Origin of the sequence: Micromonospora sp. H33, assembly GCF_052068455.1 — a bacterium.
GTDB lineage: Bacteria > Actinomycetota > Actinomycetes > Mycobacteriales > Micromonosporaceae > Micromonospora.
On sequence record NZ_JBQHDE010000015.1, the window covers coordinates 98,033 to 123,441 of the forward strand.

General features: G+C 73.2%; 25 protein-coding genes. 12 read left to right on the forward strand and 13 right to left on the reverse strand.

Features of this window, described 5'->3' with window-relative positions; translation table 11 throughout:
• Nucleotides 1-111: 111 nt before the first annotated feature.
• A complete protein-coding gene (locus ACTMS0_RS25455) occupies nt 112-3,111 on the reverse strand; it encodes a UPF0182 family membrane protein (RefSeq protein WP_441157777.1) in 3,000 nt (999 codons plus the stop codon).
• A gap of 178 nt (nt 3,112-3,289) precedes the next feature.
• Nucleotides 3,290-4,303 carry a YlbL family protein gene (locus ACTMS0_RS25460; RefSeq protein WP_441157778.1) on the reverse strand — a complete coding sequence of 338 codons (1,014 nt, stop codon included), beginning with the start codon at nt 4,301-4,303 and terminating at the stop codon, nt 3,290-3,292.
• Between the two features lie 182 nt (nt 4,304-4,485).
• Here ACTMS0_RS25460 and ACTMS0_RS25465 point away from each other — a divergent pair, with 182 nt between their 5' ends.
• A complete protein-coding gene (locus tag ACTMS0_RS25465; RefSeq protein ID WP_441157779.1) occupies nt 4,486-5,697 on the forward strand; it encodes a zinc-dependent metalloprotease in 1,212 nt (403 codons plus the stop codon).
• Nucleotides 5,698-5,807: 110 nt separating this feature from the next.
• Here the strand turns inward: ACTMS0_RS25465 and ACTMS0_RS25470 are convergent, their stop codons facing one another.
• Together ACTMS0_RS25470 and ACTMS0_RS25475 are read right to left on the reverse strand one after the other, a co-directional pair.
• Nucleotides 5,808-6,590, reverse strand: coding sequence for a hypothetical protein (locus ACTMS0_RS25470; protein ID WP_441157780.1), 783 nt, complete (start codon nt 6,588-6,590; stop codon nt 5,808-5,810).
• 235 nt (nt 6,591-6,825) lie between these two features.
• A complete protein-coding gene (locus ACTMS0_RS25475; RefSeq protein WP_441157781.1) occupies nt 6,826-7,344 on the reverse strand; it encodes a M48 metallopeptidase family protein in 519 nt (172 codons plus the stop codon).
• Between the two features lie 580 nt (nt 7,345-7,924).
• Between ACTMS0_RS25475 and ACTMS0_RS25480 the strand changes: the two genes are divergently transcribed.
• The 3 genes from ACTMS0_RS25480 (at nt 7,925) to ACTMS0_RS25490 (ending at nt 10,801) form a co-directional block, all read left to right on the forward strand.
• On the forward strand, nt 7,925-8,092 hold the full coding sequence (locus tag ACTMS0_RS25480) for a DUF5679 domain-containing protein (protein WP_007072829.1): 168 nt from the start codon (nt 7,925-7,927) through the stop codon (nt 8,090-8,092).
• Between the two features lie 193 nt (nt 8,093-8,285).
• On the forward strand, nt 8,286-9,458 hold the full coding sequence (locus ACTMS0_RS25485) for a hypothetical protein (RefSeq protein WP_441157782.1): 1,173 nt from the start codon (nt 8,286-8,288) through the stop codon (nt 9,456-9,458).
• Nucleotides 9,455-10,801, forward strand: coding sequence for an ABC1 kinase family protein (locus tag ACTMS0_RS25490; protein WP_441157783.1), 1,347 nt, complete (start codon nt 9,455-9,457; stop codon nt 10,799-10,801). Before ACTMS0_RS25485 ends, ACTMS0_RS25490 begins: the two co-directional genes overlap by 4 nt.
• Before the next feature lie 89 nt (nt 10,802-10,890).
• On the opposite strand, the gene ACTMS0_RS25495 is transcribed toward ACTMS0_RS25490, so the two are convergent.
• The 4 genes from ACTMS0_RS25495 to ACTMS0_RS25510 all read right to left on the reverse strand — a co-directional run bounded on the left by ACTMS0_RS25495 (nt 10,891) and on the right by ACTMS0_RS25510 (nt 14,167).
• Entirely contained in the window at nt 10,891-11,067 is a 177-nt protein-coding gene (locus ACTMS0_RS25495) for a hypothetical protein (RefSeq protein ID WP_441157784.1), read from the reverse strand.
• Between the two features lie 62 nt (nt 11,068-11,129).
• Nucleotides 11,130-11,492 (reverse strand): WhiB family transcriptional regulator, encoded by a 363-nt coding sequence (locus tag ACTMS0_RS25500; protein WP_168000684.1) that lies wholly within the window; start codon nt 11,490-11,492, stop codon nt 11,130-11,132.
• A gap of 130 nt (nt 11,493-11,622) precedes the next feature.
• The gene (locus ACTMS0_RS25505) at nt 11,623-11,880 is read right to left on the reverse strand and encodes a hypothetical protein (RefSeq protein WP_441157785.1); all 258 of its coding nucleotides are present in this window, start codon (nt 11,878-11,880) and stop codon (nt 11,623-11,625) included.
• Between the two features lie 124 nt (nt 11,881-12,004).
• Entirely contained in the window at nt 12,005-14,167 is a 2,163-nt protein-coding gene (locus tag ACTMS0_RS25510; protein ID WP_441157786.1) for an ATP-dependent DNA helicase UvrD2, read from the reverse strand.
• Between the two features lie 83 nt (nt 14,168-14,250).
• Here ACTMS0_RS25510 and ACTMS0_RS25515 point away from each other — a divergent pair, with 83 nt between their 5' ends.
• Complete coding sequence (locus ACTMS0_RS25515) at nt 14,251-14,493, forward strand: mycoredoxin (RefSeq protein ID WP_441157787.1); 243 nt, start codon at nt 14,251-14,253, stop codon at nt 14,491-14,493.
• A 66-nt stretch (nt 14,494-14,559) separates the two neighbouring features.
• Here the strand turns inward: ACTMS0_RS25515 and ACTMS0_RS25520 are convergent, their stop codons facing one another.
• The gene (locus ACTMS0_RS25520; protein WP_441157788.1) at nt 14,560-15,825 is read right to left on the reverse strand and encodes an MFS transporter; all 1,266 of its coding nucleotides are present in this window, start codon (nt 15,823-15,825) and stop codon (nt 14,560-14,562) included.
• 160 nt (nt 15,826-15,985) lie between these two features.
• Here ACTMS0_RS25520 and ACTMS0_RS25525 point away from each other — a divergent pair, with 160 nt between their 5' ends.
• From ACTMS0_RS25525 to ACTMS0_RS25535, 3 genes are all read left to right on the forward strand, one after another.
• Nucleotides 15,986-16,966, forward strand: coding sequence for a helix-turn-helix domain-containing protein (locus ACTMS0_RS25525; protein WP_441157789.1), 981 nt, complete (start codon nt 15,986-15,988; stop codon nt 16,964-16,966).
• Nucleotides 16,967-17,107: 141 nt separating this feature from the next.
• A complete protein-coding gene (locus ACTMS0_RS25530) occupies nt 17,108-17,344 on the forward strand; it encodes a DUF397 domain-containing protein (RefSeq protein WP_441157790.1) in 237 nt (78 codons plus the stop codon).
• A 208-nt stretch (nt 17,345-17,552) separates the two neighbouring features.
• Nucleotides 17,553-17,828 (forward strand): hypothetical protein, encoded by a 276-nt coding sequence (locus ACTMS0_RS25535; RefSeq protein ID WP_441157828.1) that lies wholly within the window; start codon nt 17,553-17,555, stop codon nt 17,826-17,828.
• Between the two features lie 140 nt (nt 17,829-17,968).
• Here the strand turns inward: ACTMS0_RS25535 and nudC are convergent, their stop codons facing one another.
• The 3 genes from nudC to ACTMS0_RS25550 are packed head-to-tail and all read right to left on the reverse strand — an operon-like array spanning nt 17,969 to nt 21,623.
• The gene (gene nudC, locus ACTMS0_RS25540) at nt 17,969-18,916 is read right to left on the reverse strand and encodes an NAD(+) diphosphatase (protein WP_441157791.1); all 948 of its coding nucleotides are present in this window, start codon (nt 18,914-18,916) and stop codon (nt 17,969-17,971) included.
• Nucleotides 18,913-20,256: a M16 family metallopeptidase gene (locus ACTMS0_RS25545; RefSeq protein WP_441157792.1), complete on the reverse strand. Its 1,344-nt coding sequence runs from the start codon at nt 20,254-20,256 to the stop codon at nt 18,913-18,915. The genes nudC and ACTMS0_RS25545 overlap by 4 nt, the downstream gene beginning before the upstream one ends.
• Nucleotides 20,257-20,312: 56 nt before the next feature.
• The gene (locus ACTMS0_RS25550) at nt 20,313-21,623 is read right to left on the reverse strand and encodes a M16 family metallopeptidase (RefSeq protein WP_441157793.1); all 1,311 of its coding nucleotides are present in this window, start codon (nt 21,621-21,623) and stop codon (nt 20,313-20,315) included.
• A 237-nt stretch (nt 21,624-21,860) separates the two neighbouring features.
• On the opposite strand from ACTMS0_RS25550, the gene ACTMS0_RS25555 reads away from it, so the two are divergent.
• The 4 genes from ACTMS0_RS25555 to ACTMS0_RS25570 are packed head-to-tail and all read left to right on the forward strand — an operon-like array spanning nt 21,861 to nt 25,089.
• Nucleotides 21,861-22,925: an ABC transporter substrate-binding protein gene (locus tag ACTMS0_RS25555; RefSeq protein WP_441157794.1), complete on the forward strand. Its 1,065-nt coding sequence runs from the start codon at nt 21,861-21,863 to the stop codon at nt 22,923-22,925.
• A complete protein-coding gene (locus ACTMS0_RS25560) occupies nt 22,922-23,701 on the forward strand; it encodes an ABC transporter ATP-binding protein (RefSeq protein WP_441157795.1) in 780 nt (259 codons plus the stop codon). Before ACTMS0_RS25555 ends, ACTMS0_RS25560 begins: the two co-directional genes overlap by 4 nt.
• Nucleotides 23,691-24,575, forward strand: coding sequence for an ABC transporter permease (locus tag ACTMS0_RS25565; protein WP_441157796.1), 885 nt, complete (start codon nt 23,691-23,693; stop codon nt 24,573-24,575). Before ACTMS0_RS25560 ends, ACTMS0_RS25565 begins: the two co-directional genes overlap by 11 nt.
• A gap of 1 nt (nt 24,576) precedes the next feature.
• Nucleotides 24,577-25,089 carry an RrF2 family transcriptional regulator gene (locus ACTMS0_RS25570; RefSeq protein WP_441157797.1) on the forward strand — a complete coding sequence of 171 codons (513 nt, stop codon included), beginning with the start codon at nt 24,577-24,579 and terminating at the stop codon, nt 25,087-25,089.
• A 78-nt stretch (nt 25,090-25,167) separates the two neighbouring features.
• On the opposite strand, the gene ACTMS0_RS25575 is transcribed toward ACTMS0_RS25570, so the two are convergent.
• Nucleotides 25,168-25,356 carry a hypothetical protein gene (locus tag ACTMS0_RS25575; protein WP_441157798.1) on the reverse strand — a complete coding sequence of 63 codons (189 nt, stop codon included), beginning with the start codon at nt 25,354-25,356 and terminating at the stop codon, nt 25,168-25,170.
• Nucleotides 25,357-25,409 lie beyond the last annotated feature (53 nt).

Here is a 25,409-nt window from a genome sequence, read left to right on the forward strand (position 1 = left end):
CTGAGAACGGGGCCGGCCCCCTGCGGGTTGCACCAGAAATGTCGGGAAAACGACTGCGCCCCCGGATCCGTTCGCGGGGATCCGGGGGCGCTGTCGGTCGCGGGTGGCGGGTCAGCCGCCGGGTGTCGGAGAGGCACTGCCGCTCGGCGTCGGCCTGGGCGTGCCGCCGGGTGCCGGCGTCGGCGCGGCCGCCGTCTGGGCCTGCTGGAAGGCGGTGATCGCCTCGTCCAGTGCCTTCAGCGCCCGCCCGTACCGCTCGAAGTCGCCGGAGGCCTGCGCGGCGCGGACCTCCGTGATCGCGGCCTGCACCCGGTTCGCGGCCTCGGCCAGCTCACCGGTGAGCGGGGGCGGGGTCGCGCCCGGACCCGGCGGGGGCGACGGCGGGGTCTCGCCCGTCGGCGGCGGGGTGGCCGGGGCGCCGGCCCGCTTGCCCTGCTCGACGAGCTGCTTGATGCCGTCGGTGAGGTTGTCGGCCAGGACCACGTACGAGCCACCGTCGCCGTACGACAGGAGCACCTTCTGGAGCAGCGGGTACGCGTCCTGCTGGTTGCTCTTCACGTAGACCGGCTCGACGTACAGCATGCCGTTGCCGAACGGCAGGGACAGCAGGTTGCCGTACTGGACCTGCGCCTGGTTCGAGGAGAGCAGGTTGAGCTGCTGCCGGATCTGGGCGTTGTTGGTCATCTGCTGGTGCACCTGCACCGGGCCGGAGATCCGGGTCTGGTCCGGCAACTCCAGCACCTCCAGCCGTGGCTGCCCGTCCACGTACGACCCGGAGATCAGCGCGGCGAGGTTCTGCCGGCCGTTCGGGGTGACCGCGGCGGTGAGCTGGAACCGCGGCGACTCCTGCCCCGGGAACTGGGTGAACAGGTAGTACGGGGGCTGCTTCTGCCCGCTGTCCGGCGCGTCCGGCACGTTCGGCACCTGCCAGAAGTCCTGGCCCGAGTAGAAGTCGCCGGGGTTGGTCACGTGGAACCGGGTGAGCAGGTTTCGCTGCACCTTGAACAGGTCGGCCGGGTACCGGAAGTGCGCGCTCAGCTCGGCCGGGATCTCCGACTTCGGCTTGACCAGGTCACCGCCGAAGGCCTTGTTCCAGGCCTTGAGCACCGGGTCGCTGTCGTCGAACTCGTACAGCGTGACGGTGCCGTCGTACGCGTCGACGGTCGCCTTCACCGAGTTGCGGATGTAGTTGACGTTCTCCCGGGCCAGCTGGAAGGTGCCCCGGTTGGTCAACTCGTCGGTCGTCTCGGTCTGCAGGTTGATCCGCTCGGCGTACGGGTAGGTGGCGGCGGTGGTGTAGCCGTCGATGATCCACTGCACCCGGCCACCGACCACCGCCGGGTACGGGTCGCCGTCCACGGTGAGGAACGGGGCGACCTTCTCCACCCGCTCGCGCGGGTTGCGGACGTAGAGGAGCTTGGAGTTCTCGTTGACCGCCTCGGAGAGCAGGAAGTTCGACTCCTGCTCCTTGATGGCGTAGAGCAGCCGGCGGGTGAACGAGCCGATCTCGACGCCACCGGAGCCGGTGTACGTGTAGTAGGACTCGGGGCCGTTGTCGCCGCCCTCGCCCACCGGCCGGTCGAACTCGGCGGGGTTCGCGTCGGGGTCGGCCCTGCCGACGATGGCGTAGTCGCCCTCCTCCATCCGCTCGCCGTAGTAGATGCGCGGCTGGCTGGCGGGGATCTGCTCGGTCTGCGAGGCGCACGCCTCCTGCGACTTCTCGCCGAGGAAGCCGGAGACGAAGAGCGGCTGGCCGCCGCACACGACCTGGTTCGCCGGGGCGGCCACCAGGCCGTACCCGTGGGTGTAGACGGTGTGGCGGTTGATCCAGTTGCTCTGCTGCGCCGTCAGCTCGCTGTAGTTGATCTCGCGGACACCGACCACGTAGTCCTGGGTCTTGCCACTGACGGCGTAGCGGTCGATGTCGAGCTTGGGACCGAAGTCGTAGAAGCCGCGGACCTGCTGGAGCTGCGTGTACGTCTCGCTGACCAACTGCGGGTCGAGCAGGCGGGCGTTCGGCACGACCGCGGTGTCGGTGGCCAGCGTCGCCGGGGGCGTCAGGTTGCTCGCCGCGTACGGTTCGGTCTCCGTGCCGGTGAGGCCGAACGCCGCCCGGGTCGCGTCGATGCTGCGCTGGATGTACGGCGCCTCCTTGTCCCGGGCGCTCGGCTTCACCTCGAACGTCTGCACCGCCCACGGGTAGATGCCGCCGATCGCGACCGCGGAGACGCCGAGCAGGGCCAGCGAGATGCCGGGCCAGACCAGGTTCCGCATCCAGGCGTTCGAGAAGACGATGATCGCGATCGCCACCACGACCGAGATGTAGGCGAGGATCTCCTTCGCCGGAAGCAGCGCGTTGACGTCGGCGTACCCGGCGCCGTACACGTTGGCGCCGTCGTTGTACTCCAGCAGCATGGCCCGCCGGTCCAGCACGTACGCGATGGCCTTGAGCAGCACGAAGACCGCGACCAGCGTGCTCAGGTGGGCGCGTGCCGCGTTGCTCATCCGGTCCCCGACGCCCTGGAGCCGGACGCCGCCGAAGATGTAGTGGACGGCGAGCGCGCCGATCAGCGCCAGCACCACGGCGGTGAAGGCGACCCCGAGCAGGTAGCGCCAGAACGGCAGGTCGAAGACGTAGAAGCCGACGTCGACCCCGAACTCCGGGTCCTTCACGCCGAAGTCGCCGCCGTTGCGGAAGAGCAGCCACTGGTTCCACCGGCTCTGCGCCGACAGCCCGGCGAAGAGGCCGATCACGGCGGCGACCAGCGCGATCCAGGTGCCGAGCCGCGGGCTCAGCAGCATCCGGTAGCGCTCCAGGGTGACCTGCTCCGGGGACTGCGGACGCATCCGCGGCCGCAGTCGTTGGGCCAGCCAGAGGTTGCCGCCCACCACGACCGCCATGCCGAGCCCGACCGCCAGGAAGAGCAGCAGCCGCGTGGCGAGCACCCCGGTGAAGACCTGCTTGTAGTCGACCTCGTCGAACCACAGCCAGTCGGTCCACGCCTGCACACCCCAGCCGAGCAGGGTGAAGAGCACGAACACCCCGACCAGGACACCGATCGTGACGCGTCCGCGTCGGCTCATCCTCGGCAGGGGGGCGCTGCTACGCATGACCACTGTTGGCTCCGCACGCTCGATGTGATCGGCTCCGACCAGGCACCCAGAGTACGGGGTCTTCCTGAACGTGTCGGTCCACGGTCACGCCGGTTCGGGCGCGGCGCTACCGGCCGGTCACCGTGACCTGGCTCGACGGGGGTTCCGGCGGGGTGCCGGACACGATCGGGAGCGGTCAGCAGCGGGCGGGCTGGCCCCCCGCGCGCAGCGTCTCCAACGCCGTCAGCGCCTCGTCCAGGGTGGCCACCCTCAGCAGCGGCAGGTCAGGCTGCGGGTTGCGGACGGCCTCGGCGCAGTTGTCGGCCGGGACCAGGAACGCGGTGGCGCCCGCGTCCTTCGCCCCGACCAGCTTCTGCGCGATGCCGCCGATCGGGCCGACCCGGCCCTCGTCGTCGATCGTGCCGGTGCCGGCGATGACCCGGCCGCCGGTCAGGTCCTCCGGGGTCAGCTTGTCCACGATGCCGAGGGCGAACATGAGGCCGGCGCTCGGGCCGCCGATGTCCTCCAGGTCGATCGTCAGCGTGAACGGGTGCGGCTGCTGCTGGTCGATCTCGATCCCGATGCGGGGCCGGCCGTCCTGCTCCCGGCTGGTGATCCGGGCGGTCGCCGCGGCGCCGTTCCGGGTGTAGCCGATCTCCAGGGCGGTGCCCGCCGGCTTGGCGCGGATCAGCTCGGTGAGCCGGGCGGCCACCGTGACCGGCTGCCCGTCGACCGAGGTGACCACGTCGCCGGGCTTGAGGAGGCCGTTCGACGGACCGTCGGCGGCGACCGTCTTGACCACCACCTGCACCGGGAACCCCAGCTCGCGCAGCGCTGCCGTCTCGGCGCTGGTCTGGGAGACCTTGAAGTCCTCCGCGTTGCGCTCCTCGACCTCCTCCTGGCTCTCCCCCGGCGGGTACACCAGCTCGCGGGGCACCACCGCCTCGTCGTCGGAGAACCAGCCCTGGATGGCCGAGCGCAGCTTGACCGAGGGCTGCACCCCCACCGTGGTCAGCCGCAACTGACCCGCCGAGGTGGAGGTCTCCCGGCCGGTGATCTGGATGACCTCCTTGCCGTCCTCGGCGCCGAGCGTGTTGACGGTCGGGCCGGGGCCGAGCACCACATACGGGATGGGCGCCGCGAGCACGCCGATGCTGAGCAGAGTGGTGAGCAGGGCACCGAGCAGGACAGTCACGCCGCGACGTCTCATGCGGCAGAGCGTACCGAGCGGCCCACGCCCCACCGGCGGACAAGCCCGGACTTCGCCCTGAGCGCAACGCCAGCAGGCGCGACCTGGGGCGCGGCGCGCGTACCGTAGACCTCGTGCCTGATATTCCGTTCGGTTTCGCGCTCCCGGGTGGGCAACCGCCAGACCCCAACGACCCTGCGCAGATGCAGCAGTTCATGTCGCAGTTGCAGCACCTGCTGTCGGCACCCGGCAGCGGCCCGGTGAACTGGGACCTGGCCCGCCAGGTGGCCGCGAGCCAGCTCGCCGCGGCGGGCGACCCGGCGGTCTCGCCGTACGAGCGCAACGCGGTGGAGGAGGCGCTCCGCCTGGCCGACCTGTGGCTGGAGCCGTCGTCGGCGCTGCCCTCGGGCATCCACGCCTCCGTCGCGTGGAACCGGAACGAGTGGATCTACAAGACGCTCGACGTCTGGCGCAAGCTGTGCGACCCGGTGGCCAGCCGGATGGTCGGCGCGATGGGTGACCTGGTGCCGCCGGAGGCGCGCGCCCAGCTCGGCCCGATGCAGTCGATGGTGGCCACCCTCGGCGGTGCGCTGTTCGGCGGCCAGCTCGGTCAGGCGCTCGGCTCGCTCGCCGCGGAGGTGCTCTCCGCCGGCGACATCGGGCTGCCGCTCGGCCCGGCCGGCACGGCCGCGCTGATCCCGGCCAACATCCGGGAGTACGGCGCCGGCCTGGAACTGCCCGAGGACGAGGTCCGCCTCTACGTGGCGCTGCGCGAGGCCGCCCACCAGCGGCTCTTCGAGCACGTGCCGTGGCTGCGCGGGCACGTCCTCAGCGCGGTGGAGATGTACGCCTCGGGCATCCGGGTCAACCGGGAGGCGATCGAGGAGGCGATGGGCCGGGTCGACCCGACCGACCCGGAGTCGATGCAGGCGATCGCCCTGGAGGGCATCTTCACACCGGAGGACAGCCCGGCGCAGAAGGCGTCGCTGGCCCGGTTGGAGACCGCGCTGGCCCTGGTCGAGGGCTGGGTGTGCCACGTGGTGGACAGCGCGGCCGGGGGCCGGCTGCCCAACGTCGTCCGGCTCGGCGAGGCGTTCCGGCGGCGCCGGGCGGCGGGCGGGCCGGCCGAGCAGACCTTCGCCGCCCTGGTCGGCCTGGAGCTGCGCCCGCGCCGGCTGCGGGAGGCGGCGGCGCTGTGGGCGGCCCTCACCGAGCACCGGGGCATCGCCGGCCGGGACGCCCTGTGGGGCCACCCCGACCTGCTGCCGTCCGACGACGACTTCGCCGACCCGGTGGCCTTCGCCCGGTCCCAGCCGGACCTCGGGGAGCTGGAGAGCTTCGACTTCAGCGCGCCGGGCGGCCCGGAGGAGAAGGCCCCGGGCGAGCCGGACGAGGGCGAGCCGCCGGCCCGCTGACCCGGTCCGCCGGGCGCGGACTGCGGAACGTCGGGGTATCCCGGTGCCGGGAGGCCCCGGCGTGCCGCAACCCTGAGTGGATCAGCCCGGCGGAACCGGGACGCGGCGGGTCAGCGGAGGCGTCCCGTGCCGGAGAGCAGGGCACGGGTGGTCTCCCACCCCGCCACGGCCGGATCGAGGAAGCGCAGGTCGGCCGGCCCGCGCAGGCGCCGCCACGCCGGCGTCACCGCCACGTCGCCGGGGCGCGGCGCCGCCGCACGCACGGTCGACGGCAGCGCGTCGTCCAGGCCCAGCGCGGGCAGCCACGCCGGCGCGGGAAGCCGGGCGGCCACGCCGAGCAGCCCCGGGCCCTCTCCCTCGGCCGGGGCGACCGCGACCGGCCTGGTGGTGAGTGGCCGGAGCAGCTTGCCGATGGTCAGCCCGGGCACGTCCGGCGCGTCGCCGGCGATGACGGCGGCCTGGTCGTATCCCCCGGAGGGCACTTCGCTGTCCGCCCCGGCCGGTCGACCGGGCTCGTCCCACGCCGGGCGCTCGGGCCGGCCGACCGCCGGCCCACCGGGTCCGTCGCCGACCGCCGGCCCGCCCGGTCCCTCGGCCGCCGCGCCACTCCGTGACTCGGACGACCGGCCGGCCCGGGCGTCCCGCCCGCACGCGGTGAGGACGGCGTTGACGGTGGGCTCCGGCACCTCGTACACCCTCGTGCCGGGCCAGACCACGGCGTCGGCCAGCCACCGGTCGGCCGGGGTCACCGCGACCGCGGTGTCGACCTCGTTCAGGGTGGCGAGCAGGTCGACGACGTCCTCCGCCAGCGCGGTCCGCCAGTCGACGGGGTCGATGCCCGGCGGCGTCCAGGCGACCGGGCCGAGCAGGGCCACCACCACACGTCGTGCCACGCACCGAACCCTACGCCCGACCGGCCCCGGCCGGGGAACGTGATCGACCCCGGCCGCCGGCACCGGGTCGTGCACCCGGCCGGGACGCCGCGATGCCGCGGCGTCGCGTGGGCCGGAGGCGGGTGCCGAGGGTGATCCACCCCACATCGGCGGCATCGCGCTGTCCGTCACGCCGGCACACCGCCATGTCGCCGGCACCGAGGGGATCATCGAGCGGAGGCGACGGCCCGGCGGATCAGGAGGCGGAGACGGCGGCGACACCCTCCAGGTAGCCGCGGGCGCGCTCGGTCTTCGGGTACCGGCCGACCAGCTCCCAGAACCGCGCGTTGTGACTCGGCACGATGAGGTGGGCCAGTTCGTGGAGCAGGACGTAGTCGATGACCCAGTCCGGCATGTCCTGGACCCGGTGCGAGATGCGGATCGTCCGGTCCGCCGGGGTGCAGGAGCCCCACCGGCCGTTCTGGTTGGTCACCCAGCGGACGCTGCTGGGGACGGCGTCCCGGCCGTGGTCGGCCAGGTAGAGCGTGATCAGTCGGGTGGCCCGGGCGAGCAGCTCGGCGTCGGACCGGGCCAGGCGGTCCTCCCGGGCGGCGAGCCGGGCGAGCATCCGGTCGACCCACTCGCTCTCCTCGGCCCGGGAGAACTGGTCGGGGATCAGGACGACGACGCGCTCACCATCCCGGTACGCGGACACCGTCCGTCGCCGGCGCTGGCTGCGCCGTACCTCGACGACCGGCTTTCGCGCCCCTGCCATCAGACGGCCGCGCAGCCCCGGATTCCTGTCACGAGGGAAAGCTACTGCGTGGTGACCAGGGGTCCGCAAGAGTCAACCCCGCGACACGCGCCCGGAAAGTGGGGATTGGTCGCCAGGAGTCCCGAAAATTTCTGTGACGGAGCGTCTCCATCTACGGTCCGTAGCGGCCCGCGGCGTCCGTCGAGCCGCGCGCCCTCCACCGTAAGTGATCATTCACGCGCACGTCACGCGGGGGTGCCCAGGGCCTGTGTCGCCGTCCCGGCGCGAATCGCGTCGGGCCCCGGCGGCACCGGTCTGTGACTTCGACACAGACCCTAAAGGCCGTTTTGAGGCCATCCGGTCGGCGTGTCCCCGCCAAACTCACTTATCCGACCTAATTCGCCGTGCACACTCTCGACGTCAACTTGCTCACAGTGTCGATGCGGAGCTGACATGGAACCGCCCAGACCTGGGTAGGGTCCGCGGACCAGCGGTCACGAGAGTGACCACGACGAAAGGCCCAGCGCCGAGCCCCCCGTGGCCCGCCGCCGGGGACACCGCCGGATGAGCGTTCGCCGGCGGACGAGACGAGGAGGGCACCGTGGCCGACCAGGCCCAGACCTACAACGGTTACTGCGTCAAGTGCAAGGAGAAGCGGGACTTCGAGGGACACATCGAGGTCTCGAAGACCGGGATGAACATGGCCAAGGGCAAGTGTCCGGTGTGCGGCACAACAGTGAACCGCATCCTGGGCAAGGCGAAGGTCTGACCCGTCCGGGTCGCGCGGAAGGGGTGGCCGGCGGCCACCCCTTCCGCCGCATCCGGCAACTGTCAGTTGCCGGACAGACACACAGAGCACCTGTGGAAAACTCGCCGCTCCCTGTGGACAACGCTGGACAGGGCCGTGCGCACCTGTGGACAACGATCGACGGACAGCAGGGACTCGGTCACGATTCGTGACCATGACCCGTACCGCACTGCCCCGACCCACTCTCCTGCCCGGCCTCACCCGGCTCTGGCGGGACCGGCACACCCTGCAACTGGGTGTCGACCCCGGCCGGGCCGTCCTGCTGGAGGTCGCCAACCCCCGGGCGGCCCGGCTGCTCGATCTGCTGGACGGCACCCGCAGCGAGCGGCACGTCCTGGAGCACGCGGCCGCCCTCAACGTCGGCCGGGACGAGGCCCGTACGCTGCTCGACACGCTGCGCGGCGCCGGCCTGGTCGTCGCCGCGCACACGCTGGTGCCGCGCGACCTGGCCGGCCCACCCCGCGCCCGGCTGGCCACCGAGGCCGGGGCACTCGCCCTGGCCGCTGCGCGACTACCCGGCACACCGGCCCAGGTGCTGCGCCGCCGGCTGGCCGCGCGGGTCGTGCTCGCGGGTGCCGGTCGCCTCGGCGCTCCCGTCGCGCTCGCCCTGGCCCAGGCCGGGATCGGCCACGTCCGACCGCAGCTGACCGGTCCGGTCGGGCCGGCCGACCTGGTCGGCACCGGGATCCCGGCCGCCGATCTCAGCCGCCCGCTCGACGACGCGGTCCGTGACGCACTCGCCCGGACCGCCCCCGGCACCGCCACCGGTCCCGTCCGCCCCGGCCGCGCCGACCTCGTCGTCCAGCTCGGTGCGGACCGGCCGGCCGCCCTGGTCGCCGCCGCCCACGCCCAGCGCCGCCAGGTGCACCTCCTGATCGACCTCCGCGAGGGCGTACCGGTGGTCGGTCCCCTGGTGCGGCCGCCCGTCGGGCCCTGTCTGAACTGCCTCGACCTGCACCGCACCGACCGCGACGCCGGCTGGCCGGCGCTCGCCGCCCAGCTCGCCGCCGGAGCGCCAGAGGCGACGTGCGCGACAGCGACGCTGCTGGCCGCGGCGGCGTACGCGACCGCGGAGGCGCTCGCCCACCTCGACGGGGGCACGCCGGAGACGCTCGGCTGCGCCGTCGAGGTGACCGCCGCGGGTCGGCTGCGCCGCCGGCTCTGGGCTCCCCATCCGTCCTGCGCCTGCTCCCGGCGACCGCACGCCGGGCGGCCGGCGTTGGTCGCCCCGGGTGCGGCGATGGCGGGCGGGTCCCCCCGGAAGGGCCCCCCAGCCCGGCCGCACGGCAGCCGCGGGCCCGTCGAGTCGGTAACAATGATCGGGTGACCGACATCCCGCGCCGGGCCGTGTCCCGGACCGCCAAGCTCGCCGCTCTGCCGCTCGGCTTCGCCGGCCGGACCGTCCTCGGCATGGGTAAGCGCGTCACCGGGCTGGCCTCCGACGTGATCTCCGCGGAGATCCAGCAACGCACCGCCGAGCAGCTCTTCAGCGTCCTCGGCCAGCTCAAGGGCGGCGCGATGAAGTTCGGCCAGGCGTTGTCGGTCTTCGAGGCGGCGCTGCCCGAGGAGATCGCGGCTCCCTACCGGCAGGCACTGACCAAGCTCCAGGAGGCCGCGCCGCCGCTGCCGGTGGCGAGCGTGCACAAGGTGCTCGCCGAGCAGCTCGGCCCCGACTGGCGGGACCGGTTCGTCGAGTTCAACGACACCCCGGCGGCCGCCGCCAGCATCGGCCAGGTGCACCGCGCGCTCTGGCGGGATCCCGGCTACGGCCCGTCGGGCACGCCGGCCAACCGCGAGGTCGCCGTCAAGATCCAGTATCCGGGCGCGGGCGACGCGCTCCTCGCCGACCTCAAGCAGCTCTCCCGGCTGGGCGGGATGTTCCGCGCGATCCAGCCGGGGCTGGACGTCAAGCCGCTCCTGGTCGAGCTGCGGGAGCGGATCACCGAGGAACTCGACTACGAGCTGGAGGCGGAGTCGCAACGCGCCTTCGCCGCCGCGTACGCGGACGACCCGGAGATCTACATCCCGGGGGTGGTCTCGGCGTCGCCTCGGGTCCTGGTCACGGAGTGGGTCGAGGGCACGCCGCTGGCCGACATCATCCGCGACGGCACCGAGGAGCAGCGCGACGAGGCCGGCCGGCTGATGGCCACCCTGCACCTCTCCGCGCCGCAGCGCGCCGGCCTGCTGCACGCCGACCCGCACCCGGGTAACTTCCGGCTGCTGCCCGACGGGCGGCTCGGCGTGATCGACTTCGGGGCGGTGGCCCGGATGCCCGAGGGCACGCCGGAACCGATCGGCCGCATCGCCGCGCTGGCCCTGCGTGGCGATGCGGAAGAGGTGGTGGCGGGCCTGCGGGAGGAGGGGTTCGTCAGCGCCTCCGAGCCGATCGACGCTCAGGCGGTGCTCGACTTCCTCCGTCCGATGCTGGAGCCGATCGCCGACGAGGAGTTCCGATTCACCCGGGCCTGGCTGCGCGGCGAGGCGGCCCGGCTGGCCAACCCCCGCTCCCCCGCACACCAGCTGGGCCGGCAGCTCAACCTGCCCCCGTCGTACCTGCTGATCCACCGGGTGACGCTCGGCTCGATCGGGGTGCTCTGCCAGCTGGAGGCGAAGGCGCCGTACCGGGGCATCCTGGAGCGTTGGCTGCCGGGCTTCGCACCGGTCGCCTGAGACGCGGGCGGGCGCGCCCGGAATGACCGGACGCGCCCGACGTGACGGATACGGCGAAGGGCCCCTCCTCCGGGAGGGGCCCTTCGTACCTACAGAACGCCCAGCTCGCGGGCCGACCGGCTGCGGGCGGCCATGGCGACGGTACGGGCGGAACGGGTTGCCTCAGTGCTCGTGGTGATGCGACCGGCCTGAGGCCGGAGCATTCGAGCCCGGGACAACGCTTCGTTGAGTAGTTGCGTCTCGGTGGTGTTGAACAGGTTCAGCATTCTCGTCAGCTTTCTCGTGGCCGGTGGGTCACCGGCGGTGGGTGGAACGGATCGGGAAGGTGTCAGGCCGCCAGCCGGACCGCGTCACGCGTGGACAGCCCACTGGCCGCCAGGCGTGCCTCGGCCTCGACCCGGAGTGCGGCGTCACGGGCGACGTCCTCCTTGCGCGGACGGCCACGGGGCCGCTTGCGCGGAACGACCGCGCCACGCTCGAAGATCTCGCCACCCCAGACGCCCCAGGGCTCGGCCCGCTCCACCGCACCGGCCAGGCACTCGACGCGCAGCGGGCAGTCCCCGCAGAGCGACTTGGCCAGCTCGAGCTCGGTGGGCGAGTCGGAGAACCACAGGTCGGGGTCGAACTTCCGGCAGGGCAGGTTCGCCTCCAGCTCGACGTTGATGTCGAGCGGGGCCAACGCCAGACTCATCGCCCGGTCACCTCTCTCTCACTTCGATCTCGTGGATCGCAATTCCGACGTACTTCGGCGGGGCAAAAAACTGAGGCCGCGGATCCCGGTGTGCGGGTTCCGCGGCCTCGAGGTGAGCCGGTGGTCTGGTTCAGACCGGTCTACCTCGAGGTGGAACACCGCGGACGTCCATGCGCCGCTTGGCGACATCGACACCCTTGCCCGTGAAGCCACTGGTCCCCTGGACCGCGTGCGGTGCCGGCGCGAGAATCAGCTCGGCCTGAGTCTCGACCTGGTGCACCTGCGGAACCGACGGTCGCGCAGCGGCGAGGGCCACCCGGACAGCCGACAGCGGAGCGACGGCAGCGGGCAGCGCCGCCGGACGCTCGTTGATGTAGAAGATCTCCATTGGTGCCACCTCCTCTGACGTTCCTCGTGCCGACTGGACCCCACGCTCGTGAGCAGCCTGAATGCCGCCGCTCGCGAGGTGTGCCATGAGGCTATGACGACCCCGGGGGCGAGGGCAAACGAATTTACGACGAGATTTCGAAAGTTTTCTCCGGGCAGATTTCGTCCACCGCCGCGCCGGCCACCAACGCCAGCACCGCCTCCCCGTAGAGCCCGAGCTTGCGGGGCCCGATCCCGGCGATCGCCGTCAGGTCCTGCGGCCGGCTCGGCCGCCGCTCGGCCAGCGCGACCAGGGTCGCGTCGGTGAAGACCACGTACGCCGGCACCCGCTGGCCACCGGCCACCCGGCGGCGCCACTCGCGCAGCCGCTCGTGCAGCTCCTCGTCGATGTCCGACGGGCAGGTGGCGCAGCGGCCCACCTTGCGGTCCGGGCCGGCGAGCAGCGTCGCGCCGCAGATCCGGCAGGAGACGATCTGGGTACGCCGCCGGTCGGCGGCGCGCCGGACCCCGCCCGCGCCGGCCCGCTCGGTGCCGCCGGAGCGGTCCAGCTGGGGCAGGAACCGGCAGGGCCGCCGGGCCCGCCCGCCCGGCGAGCGGGCCGAGGCGTACGACAGCCAGAGCCACTCGCGGGCCCGGGTGATGCCGACGTAGAGCAGCCGGCGCTCCTCCTCCACCTGCTCGGGGGTCTTCGCGTACGTGGTGGGGAGGGTGCCCTCGGAGAGCCCGACGAGGAACACCGCGTCCCACTCGAGGCCCTTCGCCGAGTGCAGGGACGCGAGGGTCACGCCCTCCACAGTGGGCGCGTGCTGGGCGGCGGCGCGCCGGGCCAGCTCGTCGGTGAAGTCGGCCAGCGTGACCGGACGCTCCACCGAGGCGGCCGGCCCGATCGGCAGGACCGGCGGGGTGGCCGCATACTCCTCGGCGAGCTGGACCAGCGCGGCGAGCGCCTCCCACCGCTCGCGCGCCGCGCCACCGGCCGGCGGGCTGTCGGGTGCCCAGCCCACCGCGGCGAGCGCCTCGACGACGGCGGCCGGCAGCGGGGTCTCCCCCGGGATCGAACGGGTGGCGGCCCGCAGCGCGACCATCGCCTGCCGCACCTCGGCGCGCTCGAAGAACCGCTCCGCCCCCTGCACCTGGTACGGCACCTCGGCCTCGGTCAGCGCCTTCTCGTACGCCTCGGACTGCGCGTTGGTGCGGAACAGCACGGCGATCTCGCGGGCCGGTGTGCCGGCGTCGACCAGCGCGCGGCAGCGGGCGGCGACCGCGGCGGCCTCGGCCGGCTCGTCGGTGAAGATCCGCAGCTCCGGCTCCGGGCCGGGCGGTCGCTGGCCGACCAGCTCCAGGCGCAACCGGGCCTCGGTGCCCCGGGCCTGCGAGATCACCGCGTTGGCGAGGCCGACCACCTGGGGGGTGGAGCGGTAGTCGCGGACGAGCCGGACCACCGTCGCGCCGCGGTGGCGGCGCGGGAAGTCGACCAGGTACGACGACGTCGCGCCGGTGAACGAGTAGATGGTCTGGCTGGCGTCGCCGACCACGGTCAGGTCGTCCCGCCCGCCCAGCCACGCCTCCAGCAGCCGCTGCTGGAGGGGGTTGACGTCCTGATACTCGTCGACGACGAAGTGCCGGTACTGGGCGCGGACCTGCTCGGCCACGTCCGGGTGCTCCTCGATGCCCCAGACCGCGGCGCGCAGCATGTCCTCGAAGTCGATCACACCGCCGGATCGCTTGATCTTCTCGTACGCGGCGAAGACCTCGGCGACCTTCATCGGCTCGTACGGGGTGTCGCGCAGCGCCTTGGCCGCCGCCACCACGTACTCCCCGGGCTCGACCAGCGACGACTTGGCCCACTCGATCTCACCGGCGAGGTCCCGGGCCCCCGTCCGGTCGGCGCGCAGCCCCACCTTCCCCGCCGCGAGGGTGACCAGCCGGACCTTGCTGTCCAGCAGTTCGGGCATCGCCCGCCCGTCGAGCAGCCGGGGCGCGAAGTACCGCACCTGCCGCAGGGCCGCCGCGTGGAACGTGCGCGCCTGCACGCCGGGCACCCCGAGCGCGGTGAGCCGGCTGCGCATCTCGGCGGCGGCCCGGGCGGTGAAGGTGACCGCGAGCACATGCCGTGGCGAGATCTCCCCGGTCAACGCCCGGTGGGCGATCCGCGAAGTGACCGCCCGGGTCTTCCCGGTGCCGGCGCCGGCCAGGATGCAGACCGGGCCGGCCGGGGCGGTCACCGCCGACCGCTGCTCCGGATCGAGCCCGGCGAGCACGCGCTCGGACGTTGAGTGAACCACCACAGCCAGGAATTGTCTCAGCTCCGCCCGACGTTGCTCTGGTTAGCCTGGCTTGACTCACGACTGCGACCCTGGAGGACCCGACGATGTTGACGATGTATTCCACTTCCTGGTGCGGTTACTGCTACCGGCTGAAGTCGCAGCTGGACCGGGAGGGCATCGGGTACGAGGTGGTCGACATCGAGCAGAACCCGCAGGCCGCCGAGTTCGTGATGAGCGTCAACGGGGGCAACCAGACGGTGCCGACGCTGCGCTTCGCCGACGGCAGCGCGCTCACCAACCCCTCGATCATCCAGGTCAAGGAGCACCTGGCCAAGCTGGCCGCCTGACCGGACCCGCAGCCGAGCGGCCGGCCCCGTCCGAGGGGCCGGCCGCTCGTCGCGTCTCCGGCCCCGTCAGGCGCGACGCCGACGTGCCGCGCCCACCACCTCCTGCTCGACCGGGCGGCGCGGGACCGGGACCGGGACGGGCGGGTGGGCCGGTGGTGGGGTCAGCGCCCGGCCCTGCCAGAGGTAGGCGCCGGCCACCAGGGTCGCCAGGCCGACCGCCGCGAAGAGCAGGCGGTAGTCGAGGACGCCGACGAGCAGTGCGCCGGCGCCGATGGAGAACGCCTGCGGACCGCTGACCACCGCCTCGGAGGCGGCGGCGACGCGGCCGATGAGTCCCGGCGGCGTACGCCGCTGGATCAGCGTGTGCAGCCCGACCATGGTCAGCGGCAGCGACACCCCGGCCAGCAGCACCGCGCCGAAGCCCAGCCACAGGCTCGGGAACGCCAGCGCCAGCGCGGCCGGCCCGAACAGCGCCACCCCGGCGGCGAGTGTGGCCACCTCGCCCGCCCGTCGGACCACCCCCGGGGACAGGAGCCCGCCGACCAGTCCGCCGATCCCCTGCACGGTCACCAGCACGCCGACGAACGCGGCGTCGCGGTGGAGCCCCTGGTCGACGTACGCGAAGATCAGCGACTCGCTGAAGCCCATCACCAGCGAGCCCAGGCCGTAGCCGAGCAGCGCGCGGCGCAGCGCCGGCTCGCCGGCCAGGTGCCGGAGCCCGGCGCCCAGTTCGGCCGACCAGCGTGGCTCGCGCACCGGCCGGGGCGTCTCGGTGACCCGGAGCAGGCCCACCACCGCACCGGCGGTCAGGAAACCCGCCATCGCGACGCCGGTCAGCAGCCAGCCCCCGGCGGCGGCGTAGAGGCCGGCCCCGGCCAGCGGGCCGACGAGGCGGAGCCCCTGGCGGACGGTCTGGAGCACCCCGTTCGCGTCGGCGAGCAGCTCGGCCGGCACCAGCTGCCGGATCAGGCCGCTGAGCAGGGCGCTGAGCGTGATGTACGACATGCCGTAGAGCGCCGCGACCAGGTAGATGATCCACACGTCGGTGCGGTCCCGGACCGCGAACAGCGGGGTAAGCAGGACCGCGGTGACGAGGTTCGCGCCGACGAAGAAGGGCCGGCGGGGCACCCGGTCGACGAACCAGCCGACCAGCGGCGCCAGCGTCATCGGCGCGATGATCGCGAAGATCGTGGCCCCGGCCCGCCCGTCCGACCCGGTCAGCTCCTTCACCCAGACGGCGAGTGCGAGCAGCAGGATCGACTCGGCCGCCATGCTGGCCAGCAGGCCCGCGAAGAGCAGCCGGAAGTCCGGGCGGCGCAGGACGGTGCGCATGTGTCCTCCGTCGAGGTGGTGCGCGGCGTGCCCGGTTTCCGACGAGACACGCCCTTGACCGGAACCTCCGGCGCCGGCCACGCCGTCCATACTGACGGTGGGGGGCGAATTTCATACAGTTACCGTCGCGTCCACGGCGGTCTACGAGAAAGAGGACATCGTGCCTCCAGCCTCACCCAGTCCCATCCTGCGACGGCGCAGGCTGGGCACCGAGCTGCGCCGGCTTCGGGAGGCCGCTGGTCTCACCGGAGACCAGGTCATCGAGCGCATCGGCTGGGCCTCCGCGTCCAAACTCTCCCGGCTGGAGAACGGTCGTAGCCGGCCGGACCCGCAGGACGTCCGCGACCTGCTCGACCTCTACCGGGCCGACGGGGCGCTGCGGGAGGAGCTGCTGGCCATCACCCAGGAGGCCGGCGACATGCGCGGGTGGCTGAGGAACTACCCGGTGATGACCCCGCAGCAGCGCAGCTTCGCCGAACTCGAGGCGGGCTGCGTCGAGATCTCCGAGTACAACCCGGTCCTGGTGCCGGGGCTGCTCCAGACCCCCGGGTACGCGCGGGTCCGGATCGCCTCGGCGCGCGAGGTCGACGAGGCGGCCGGGGAGCCGGAGGTGGCCGAGGACATCGAGACCGAGGTGCGCGCCCGGCAGGCCCGCCAGTTGCTGCTCACCCGCGCGCCGGACGCGCCCCGCTACACCGCCGTGCTCGAGGAGGCCGCGTTCGGCGGCCGGGCCGGCCCGCCCGACGTCCTGCGGGAGCAGTTGATGCAGCTGTGCGAGCTGGCCATGCTGCCGAACGTCGCGCTACACGTGCTGCCCGGGGACACCCGGGTCGCTGACTGGTACCTGCCGCCGACCGCGTTCTCCCTCTACCGCTTCGCCGACCCGCAGGACCCGGAGACCCTCGCGATCGAGGGCGGTTTTCTCAACGTCATGTCGACGGAGGTAAAAGCCCTAAATCGCTATAAAGTGGTGTTCGAGTGGTTGTGCACGGCGGCGCTCTCCGCATCGGACACCGTCTCCTGGCTGATCCAGGCCACGGGGCGGCTGCCCGACGCGGCGGCCCCGTCCACAGTGGCGTCCGGGCCGGCAACGGCGCCGACCCAACGCCGCGGGCACCACGGGCGCCTGACGGAACGGTGAATCAGGGCTCGTCTCCCGGATCTCGTCGAGCCTGGACGAGGCCCCGGCGGCGATCCAGGAGCATGCCCTGAGGCCGGCACCCCGCCGTCGGGTCGTGCGCACCACTCGTTCCATCGGTCGGTTCACCACAGGAGTGAAACCATGAACGAGACCCACAACACGCCGTCCGTCCTTCCCCCGCTGGCCGACGCGCCATGGCGCACGAGTACGCGAAGCCAGACCTCCAACTGCGTCGAGGTGGCGCCGCTGCCGACCGGCCCGGCCGCGGTCGCCCTGCGGGACAGCAAGGACCGCGGCGGCCCCGTGCTGCTGTTCGACCGGGCCGGCTGGCTGGGCTTCCTGGCCGGGACGAAGAACGGCCAGTTCGACCGGGCCTGATCGTCGTACGCCTCGGGGCCGCCGGCGTCGTGCCGGCGGCCCCGTCGCATGTCCGGATCGGACCGCCGGGCCTCGCCTGATCGGACGAGCCGCCCGGCCGATGGTCGCGTTTCACTTGCTGGGACCGCTACCCGGCGTAACATGGCCCGTGAATGACGTGGAACTTCCACCCCGTTCCTCGATCGTCGCGGCACATCCGGAGACCGACATGCGGTTCCTGATCGTTCGCACCGACGTCCGCGCGGCAGCCGACGTCGACATCGCCGCCGCCTGGGCCGGCGGTGGCCGCCTGCGCGACGAGACCCTCTCTCCCGAGCCACGCCGCCAGGTCGTGCATGCCGACGACCGGGACGCCGCCCTGGTGCTGGCCCGGGCCCTCGCCTCGGTCGGCGCGGTCCGCGCCGGCAGGCAGCGGGTGAAGGTGCTCCCGCTCGACGAGCCCACGGCGGTCTGGCCCCGCTGGACGGACGACCGGGGCAGCTGACCTGAGACGTCCGTCGTGGCCGGCCCGGCTCCCCCGCCGTGTTCCTTGCCCCAGCCGGCCACGACGGCCCGGGTTCCCGGCCCGTGACCGTCGCGGCAACGGCGGCCACGGGCCGGGACCGCGTTCCGGCCACCGACCGGTCAGCAGTGGCCGTCGAGCCAGCGGTGGACCAGGAAGAGGGCGATCGACGACGGCGGCGGCAGGATCAGCCGTTCGCCGTCCACGTCGACCGTCCGCCCGGCCAGTGCCGCGCCGATCTCGCCCCGCGTGAACCAGCGGGCGTACGCGATCTCCGCCGGGTCGACGCGGACCGGGTGCACCGGATCGGCCGTGGCCAGGAAGCCCAGCATCAGCGAGCCGGGGAAGGGCCAGGACTGGCTGCCCGCGTACGCGATGTCGGCGACCGGGACGCCGACCTCCTCGTGGACCTCGCGCAGCACGGCCGCCTCGGCCGACTCGCCCGGCTCCACGTAGCCGGCAAGGCAGGAGAAGCGGCGCTCCCCCGGGACGCGCGGCCAGGCGGCGTTGTTGCCGAGCAGGCAGCGCCCGTCCAGACCGGGGACGCCGTCGTGCACCAGCACGATCATCGCGGGGTCGGTACGCGGCCAGACCCGCTCGCCGCCCGCGTCCACGCGGGACCAGCCGGCCTCGTCCATCGTCGTGGCGTGCCCGGTCAGCGGGGAGTAGGCGTGCCGCCGGTGCCAGTTGAGCAGCGCCAGGCCGGTGGTGAAGAGCCCGGCGTCGCGGTCGCCGAGCAGATGGCCGATCTCGCGCAGGTGCGCCGGGCGGGTGCCGGGCAGCGCCGGCAGGGGCGCGTCCACGGCGAACACCGGCACGCCGTCCGGCTCGACGCCGAGGAACATCGCCCGAGCGACCGCCTCGGCCGGCACGTCACCGGGGCCGACCAGTGCCAGTATGGGCGGGTTGGCGTCCGCCGCCACCAGCGCCCGGCCCTCGTCGCCGCTGTCGAGCACCAGCACCCGGGCCCGGTCCCACGCCTGGGCGAGCCAGCCGGGGTCGGTCCGCCGGTGCGCCGCCCGGTCCAGCGTGGAACGGGCCAGCGGTGGGGCCTCCTCCCCGCCGCTCACTGCCCGGCCGGTTCGGTGACGACCGGGGTGAGCGCCTCGAGCTGCGGGGCGATCCGCTCGGCGTCGCCCAGGACGACCGTGACCGCCCGGGCCGGTGCGAGGTACCGGGCTGCCGCCTCGGCGACGTCGGCCACCGTCGCCTTCGCCAGCCGCGCCGCATGCTCGGCCAGGAAGTCCAGGCGGAGGCCGTTGCCGGCGTACGCGCTGGTCAGCGACGCCAGCCCGGCCTGGGTGGACATGCCGAGCTGGAGGGTGCCGAGGGCGTACTGGCGGGCCTGCTCCAGCTCGTCGACCTTCGGCGGGACGGAGGCCAGCCGACCCAGCTCGTACGTGGTCTCCAGCAGCGCCGGCCCGGTCACCTCGGTGGCCACCTCGGCGGCGGCGACCAGCACCGAGCCGGCGACCGAGTGCTCGACAAGCGAGTGCGGTCCGTACGTGTAGCCCTTGTCCTCGCGGATGTTCTCCACCCAGCGGGACGAGAAGTAGCCGCCGAAGATCAGGTTGGCCAGTTGCAGCGCGGCGTGGTCCGGGTGGGTGCGCGGCACCGCCGGCAGGGCCATGCGCAGTGACGACTGCACCGACCCGGGACGGTCGACGAGCAACAGCGGTCCCGGCTCCAGCGGCGGCGCGGGCGGTAGCTCGGCCACGTGCCCCGCGCCGTTCCAGCCGGCGAGCGCCTTCTCGGCCGCGTCCAGCGCCCGGTCCGGCTGGACGTCCCCGACCAGCACGAGGACCGCGTCGGCCGGGTGCACCCGCTGGGCGTGCAGGGTCCGCAGCACACCCGGTCGCACCGCCCGGACCTGCTCCGGATCGGGGGTCTGCACCGCGTAGGGGTGCTTGCCGTAGATCCGCTTGAGCAGGGCGGTGCGGGCGAGGTGCGCCGGCTGGCTCTGCGCCACCTGGATCCGGTCGATCAGCCGGTCCCGCTCGGTGGCGACGTCGTCCGCCGGGTACGTCGCCCCGGTCAGCACGTCGGCCAGGATCTCCAGCGTCCGGTCCAGGCCGGTGACCAGCCCGGCGCCGGACAGCATCAGCCGGTCCGGGTCGATCCCGGCGGACAGCCCGCCGCCGACCTTCTGCAGCTCGGCGGCGATCTGCACGGAGTTCATTGTCTCCGTGCCGGAGAGCAGGGTCTGCGCGAGCATCGCGCCCCGGGCCAGGTGCACGCGCCCGAACGGCATCCAGAGCCGCAGCTCGACCAGGGGTACGGCCGGTCGGCGTACGGCGATCACCGTGAGCCCGTTGCCGAGCGTGCGTTCGGCCTGCTTCGGCAGCTTGAGCTTGCGGGTCGGGCCGAGCGGCGGCAGCGTACGCGGGGCGGCGGGCGCCGTCGCGGTCACCGGGGCCTTCTTCGTTCGCGACCGCGGGGCTCGCAAACCCGACTCACTCCTCGCGGTCACCGGGCACCCCCGGCGACGACATCGATGGACGCGCGGCGCTCCGGCCGCAGGGTGGCGGCGGCGGCGCGGACCGCCTCCTCGGTGACCTCGCCCACCAGGCGGGGCAGCTCGTTGAGCAGGCCCGGTTCACCGCGCTGCTGTTCCAGGACGGCCATCCGCAGGGCCCGGCCGAGCACCGCGTCGGTGTCGCGCAGCAGGTGGGTGGCCATCCGGGCCTGGGTCCGGGCCAGCTCGCCGTCGGTCAGCCCGTCGGTGGCCAGCCGGTCCAGCTCCTCGTCGACCGTGCGCAGCACCTTGTCCACGTCGCCGCCGGGCGGCAGGTGCGCCTGGAGCAGGAGGGCCGTCGGGTCGCGCACGTCGAACGGGTCGCCCATGAAGCCCAGGTAACCGCCGACGCTGGTCACCGTCCGGTCCCGCAGGACCAGCCGTTCGACCAGCCGGGAGGCGTCGCCGTCGGTGAGCACCTCGGCGAGCACCACGTACGGCAGGTAGCCGGCGAAGTCGCCGACCGGGTCGGGCACCCGCCAGGCCGAGGCGACCGCGGGGAGCGGGGCCAGCTTGTCGGTGTACGACGTGCGGCGCTCGGCGGTCAGGTCCGGCTCGACGAAGCTGGGCCGCTCGGGGGCGGGACGGGCGGGGACGTCGCCGAAGTGCCGCTCGATCAGCTCGGTCGCCGCGGCGACGTCGATGTCCCCGCTGACCGCCAGCACCGCGTTGCCGCTGGCGTAGTAGCGCCGGAAGAAGTCCGCCGCGTCGGCGACCGTGGCCGACTCCAGGTCGTCGAAGGAGCCGTAGCCGTCGTGCGCGTTGGGGAACGTGTCGAACATGACCGGCGGGAGGGTCAGCCACGGGAACCCGCCGTACGGCCGGTTGAGGACGTTGACGCGGATCTCCTCCTTCACCACGTTGACCTGGTTGCGCAGGTTCTCCTCGGTCAGCCGGGGGCCGCGCATCCGGTCCGCCTCCAGGAACAGCGCCCGTTCCAGGGCGTTGCTCGGCAGCGTCTCGAAGTAGTCGGTGTAGTCGAGGTGGGTGGAGCCGTTGAAGGTGCCCCCCGCTCCCTGCACGTGCCGGAAGTGGGCAAGCTTCTCCAGGTTCTCCGAGCCCTGGAACATGAGGTGCTCGAAGAGGTGCGCGAAGCCCGTGCGCCCCTCCGGCTCCGAGCGGATGCCGACGTCGTAGACCACCGCCACCCCGATCACCGGGGCGCTGCGGTCGGGTGTCAGGACCACCCGCAGGCCGTTGTCGAGGGTGAAGCGTTCGACGGGATACCTCGTCGCTGGGATCTTCGCTCTGCGCATCGGCACGGGTCGACCCTAGCGCGTCGCCACCGCGCGTACCGGCGACCTACCGGCACCGGCCACGGCCGGTCCGGGACGCGTGTCGTCCCCTCCCGGACGGACGCCGCACAACCTATCAAGCCAGTAGGAATAACCGTCATGACTGGTATCTCCGTCCCGGGATGTGGATGCATCTTGACTGAGGCCGCGCCCTGACCCAGTCTTCCTACCAACTAAGTAGGAATACTGCGGATTGGATGGACGATGAGACGCTCTCCCCTGCGCCGGCTGGTCTCCCTGGCCACCGTCGCCGTCGTCGGCGCGGCGACCCTGGGCACCGCCGCCGCCTGCGGCGACGACAGCGAGAGCGCGGGTGGCGGGTCCGGCCCGGTCACCCTGCGGCTCGGCTACTTCCCCAACATCACCCACGCCCCGGCCGTGGTCGGCGTCGAGAAGGGCATCTTCGCCGAGAAGCTGGGTGCCGGCGTCGACCTGAAGACCACCACCTTCAACGCCGGCCCCGCCGCGATCGAGGCGATCTTCTCCGGCGCGCTCGACGCGACGTACATCGGTCCGAACCCGACGGTGAACGCCCATTCCAAGTCCAAGGGCGAGGCGGTCCGGGTCGTCTCCGGCGCGGCCTCCGGCGGTGTCGCCCTCGTGGTGAAGCCGGAGATCACGTCCTTGGAGCAGCTGCGTGGCAAGAAGATCGCCACGCCGCAGCTCGGCAACACCCAGGACGTGGCGATCCGCTACTGGCTCAAGGAGAAGGGCCTCAAGACCACCAAGGAGGGCGGCGGCGACGTCACGATCGTCCCGCAGGAGAACGCCCAGACCGTGGAGACCTTCGGCACCGGGGCCATCGACGGCGCCTGGGTGCCGGAACCCTTCGTCTCCCGCCTGGTGAACGCCGGCGGCAAGGTGCTGGTCGACGAGCGGGACCTCTGGCCGGGCGGCAAGTTCGTCATCACCAACCTGATCGTCAGCACGAAGTTCCTCAAGGAGCACCCGGACGTCGTGCGGAAGCTCGTCGAGGGTCAGGTCGCGGCGAACGAGTTCGTCAACACCAAGCCGGACGAGGCCCAGCAGGCGATCTCCGACCACATCGGCAAGATCACCGGCAAGCCGCTGGACCTCAAGCTCATCAAGCAGGCGTGGGCGACGCTGGAGTTCACCAACGACCCGATCGCGTCCTCGCTGAAGACCGGCCTCGACCACGCCGTCGCGGTCGAGCTGACCCAGCCCGTGGACCTCGCCGGCCTGTACGACCTGAGCTACCTCAACACGGCGCTGAAGGCGCAGGGCGAGCCCGAGGTCGTCCAGCCATGACGTCGACCACGACGGCGCCGCGCAGCGCGACCACGCCGGTCGCGCTGCACGGCGTGACCAAGGTGTACGGGCGCGGCGCGAACGCCGTCCTCGCCCTGGACGGGGTCTCCCTGGACGTCGCGCCCGGCGAGTTCGTCTGCCTCGTCGGCGCGTCCGGCTGCGGCAAGAGCACCCTGCTGAACCTGGTCGCCGGCCTGGACCGGCCGAGCGGCGGATCCATCGACCTGCCCGACGGGGTGGACCCGGGGCTGATGTTCCAGGAGCCCGCGCTCTTCCCGTGGCTCACCGTCGAGGGCAACGTCGAGGTGCCGCTGAAGCTGCGCGGGCTGCCCCGGGCCGAGCGCCGGGAGCGGGTCGCCGAGCTGCTGCGCACGGTGCACCTCGCCGAGTTCGGTCGCAAGCGCCCGCACGAGCTGTCCGGCGGCATGCGGCAGCGGGTCGCGCTGGCCCGCACCCTGGCGCTGGACACCCCGGTGCTGCTGATGGACGAGCCGTTCGGCGCCCTCGACGCGATGACCCGCGACATCCTGCACGACGAGCTGGAGCGGATCTGGACCGAGCGGAAGCTCACCGTGCTCTTCGTGACGCACAACGTCCGGGAGGCCGCCCGACTGGCCGACCGGATCATCCTGCTGTCCAGCCGCCCCGGCCGGATCATCCACTCCACCCGGGTCGACGTGCCCCGGCCCCGGCGCATCGACTCCCCCGAGGTCGCCGCCATCGCCGCCGACGTCACCGACCGGATCCGTACGGAGGTGGGCCGCCATGGCCAGTGACACCCTCACCAGCACCCAGCGCAGCGACGCGGAGATCTCCGGCCTGGACGCGCTGGAGATCGCGGGTCGGGAGAAGGAGCGGTCCCGCCTCAACCGGTTCTGGGCGGCGACCTGGCCCAAGCTCGCCGCGCTCGCGCTGACCATCGGCATCTGGCAGGTCGTTGTCTGGACCGGCTGGAAGCCGCCGTACGCGCTGGCGCCTCCCGGCCCGGTCTTCGCGGACCTGGCGGACTACGTCACGAGCCCCGCCCTCTGGGACGGTCTGGCCGCGACCGGGCGGCGGGCGGCACTCGGGTTCACCGCCGCCGTCGTGATCGGTCTGGCCCTGGGGCTGGCCGTGGCCCGGGTCCCGGTACTGCGCGCGGCGATCGGCTCGATGATCACGGCGTTGCAGACCATGCCGTCGATCGCCTGGTTCCCGCTGGCGATCCTGCTGTTCGGCCTCACCGAGCAGGCGATCTTCTTCGTGGTGGTGCTGGGGGCGGCACCGTCCATCGCCAACGGCGTCATCTACGGCGTGGACTACGTGCCGCCGCTGCTGCTGCGGGCGGGTCGCAACCTCGGGGCGCGCGGCGTGAACCTCTACCGCTACGTGATCGCGCCGGCCGCGCTGCCTGCCATCGTCGCCGGACTCAAGCAGGGCTGGGCGTTCGCCTGGCGCAGCCTGATGGCCGGTGAACTGCTCGTGGTCATCGCGAGCACCACGTCGATCGGCACCCAGCTCACGTACGCCCGCGAGCTCAGCGACGCGGAGCGGCTGATCTCCGTGATGATCGTGATCCTGTTCATCGGCCTGCTGGTCGACGCGGCCTTCGGCGCGGCGGACAAGGCGATCCGGCGGCGCTGGGGCGTGCTGGACCCGGCCGGTCAGTGACGTGTACGTCTCCGCGCGCAGCGACTACGCGCTCCGGGCGATGCTCGCCGTCGCCGCCGGCACCGTCGGCGGCGACGCGGCGACGACGGGGGGCGACCGGAAGCCGGCGAGGCCGGACGGGCCCGTGCCGGCGGCCGGCGGCGAGCTGGTGAAGGCGGCGGCGCTGGCCGAGGCGCAGGAGATCCCGCTGAGCTTCCTCCAGGGCATCCTGGTCGACCTGCGTCGGGCCGGCCTGCTGCTCAGCCACCGCGGCACCGAGGGCGGGTACGCGCTGGCCCGGCCGGCGGAGGAGATCACGGTGGGCGACGTGCTGCGCGCCGTTGGCGGCTCGCTGACCACGGTGCGTGGGCTGCCCGCCGAGCGGGCCGGTTACCAGGGGGTCGCCACCGGACTGCGGGACGTCTGGCTGGCCGTACACGGGGCCATCGCCCTGGTCGTCGACCGGACCACCCTCGCCGACCTGCTCACGGCCGGGCACCGTCCGGCCGCCGACGCACCGCTCGCCGGCACCTGACCGGCGGCGGGTCTGGCCGGGACCGTGCCCCGGGTCCCGGCCAGAGCCCGTTTCGCGCGCCGGAACCTTCGGGTGGACTCAGCCCTCGGTCGGGGCGGGCGCTCCGTCCGGGCTGTGCAGCTCCACCGGCGCGGCCGGGGTGGCACCGTCCGGCACGGCGTGCCACGGGGTGAAGACCGCGACCAGTGCGAGCAGCACCCCGGCGGCGGCGACCGCCACCACCAGCAGCAATTCCCGCACCGCCCCTGAGCCGGTGTCCCCCGTCATGGCGCCCCTCCCCACCGGACGGTCGGCCCGGCTCTGCTCCCCCGAGCCGAGCC

What these genes read in the sequence shown, in the direction of transcription:
- ACTMS0_RS25455 (WP_441157777.1), bottom strand. Translation starts at nt 3,111, where the DNA reads ATGCGTAGCAGCGCCCCCCTGCCGAGGATGAGCCGACGCGGACGCGTC.
- ACTMS0_RS25460 (WP_441157778.1), bottom strand. Translation starts at nt 4,303, where the DNA reads ATGAGACGTCGCGGCGTGACTGTCCTGCTCGGTGCCCTGCTCACCACT.
- ACTMS0_RS25465 (WP_441157779.1), top strand. Translation starts at nt 4,486, where the DNA reads ATGCAGCAGTTCATGTCGCAGTTGCAGCACCTGCTGTCGGCACCCGGC.
- ACTMS0_RS25475 (WP_441157781.1), bottom strand. Translation starts at nt 7,344, where the DNA reads ATGGCAGGGGCGCGAAAGCCGGTCGTCGAGGTACGGCGCAGCCAGCGC.
- ACTMS0_RS25485 (WP_441157782.1), top strand. Translation starts at nt 8,286, where the DNA reads ATGACCCGTACCGCACTGCCCCGACCCACTCTCCTGCCCGGCCTCACC.
- ACTMS0_RS25495 (WP_441157784.1), bottom strand. Translation starts at nt 11,067, where the DNA reads ATGCTGAACCTGTTCAACACCACCGAGACGCAACTACTCAACGAAGCG.
- ACTMS0_RS25500 (WP_168000684.1), bottom strand. Translation starts at nt 11,492, where the DNA reads ATGAGTCTGGCGTTGGCCCCGCTCGACATCAACGTCGAGCTGGAGGCG.
- ACTMS0_RS25505 (WP_441157785.1), bottom strand. Translation starts at nt 11,880, where the DNA reads ATGGAGATCTTCTACATCAACGAGCGTCCGGCGGCGCTGCCCGCTGCC.
- ACTMS0_RS25515 (WP_441157787.1), top strand. Translation starts at nt 14,251, where the DNA reads ATGTTGACGATGTATTCCACTTCCTGGTGCGGTTACTGCTACCGGCTG.
- ACTMS0_RS25520 (WP_441157788.1), bottom strand. Translation starts at nt 15,825, where the DNA reads ATGCGCACCGTCCTGCGCCGCCCGGACTTCCGGCTGCTCTTCGCGGGC.
- ACTMS0_RS25530 (WP_441157790.1), top strand. Translation starts at nt 17,108, where the DNA reads ATGAACGAGACCCACAACACGCCGTCCGTCCTTCCCCCGCTGGCCGAC.
- ACTMS0_RS25535 (WP_441157828.1), top strand. Translation starts at nt 17,553, where the DNA reads ATGCGGTTCCTGATCGTTCGCACCGACGTCCGCGCGGCAGCCGACGTC.
- ACTMS0_RS25555 (WP_441157794.1), top strand. Translation starts at nt 21,861, where the DNA reads ATGAGACGCTCTCCCCTGCGCCGGCTGGTCTCCCTGGCCACCGTCGCC.
- ACTMS0_RS25560 (WP_441157795.1), top strand. Translation starts at nt 22,922, where the DNA reads ATGACGTCGACCACGACGGCGCCGCGCAGCGCGACCACGCCGGTCGCG.
- ACTMS0_RS25565 (WP_441157796.1), top strand. Translation starts at nt 23,691, where the DNA reads ATGGCCAGTGACACCCTCACCAGCACCCAGCGCAGCGACGCGGAGATC.
- ACTMS0_RS25575 (WP_441157798.1), bottom strand. Translation starts at nt 25,356, where the DNA reads ATGACGGGGGACACCGGCTCAGGGGCGGTGCGGGAATTGCTGCTGGTG.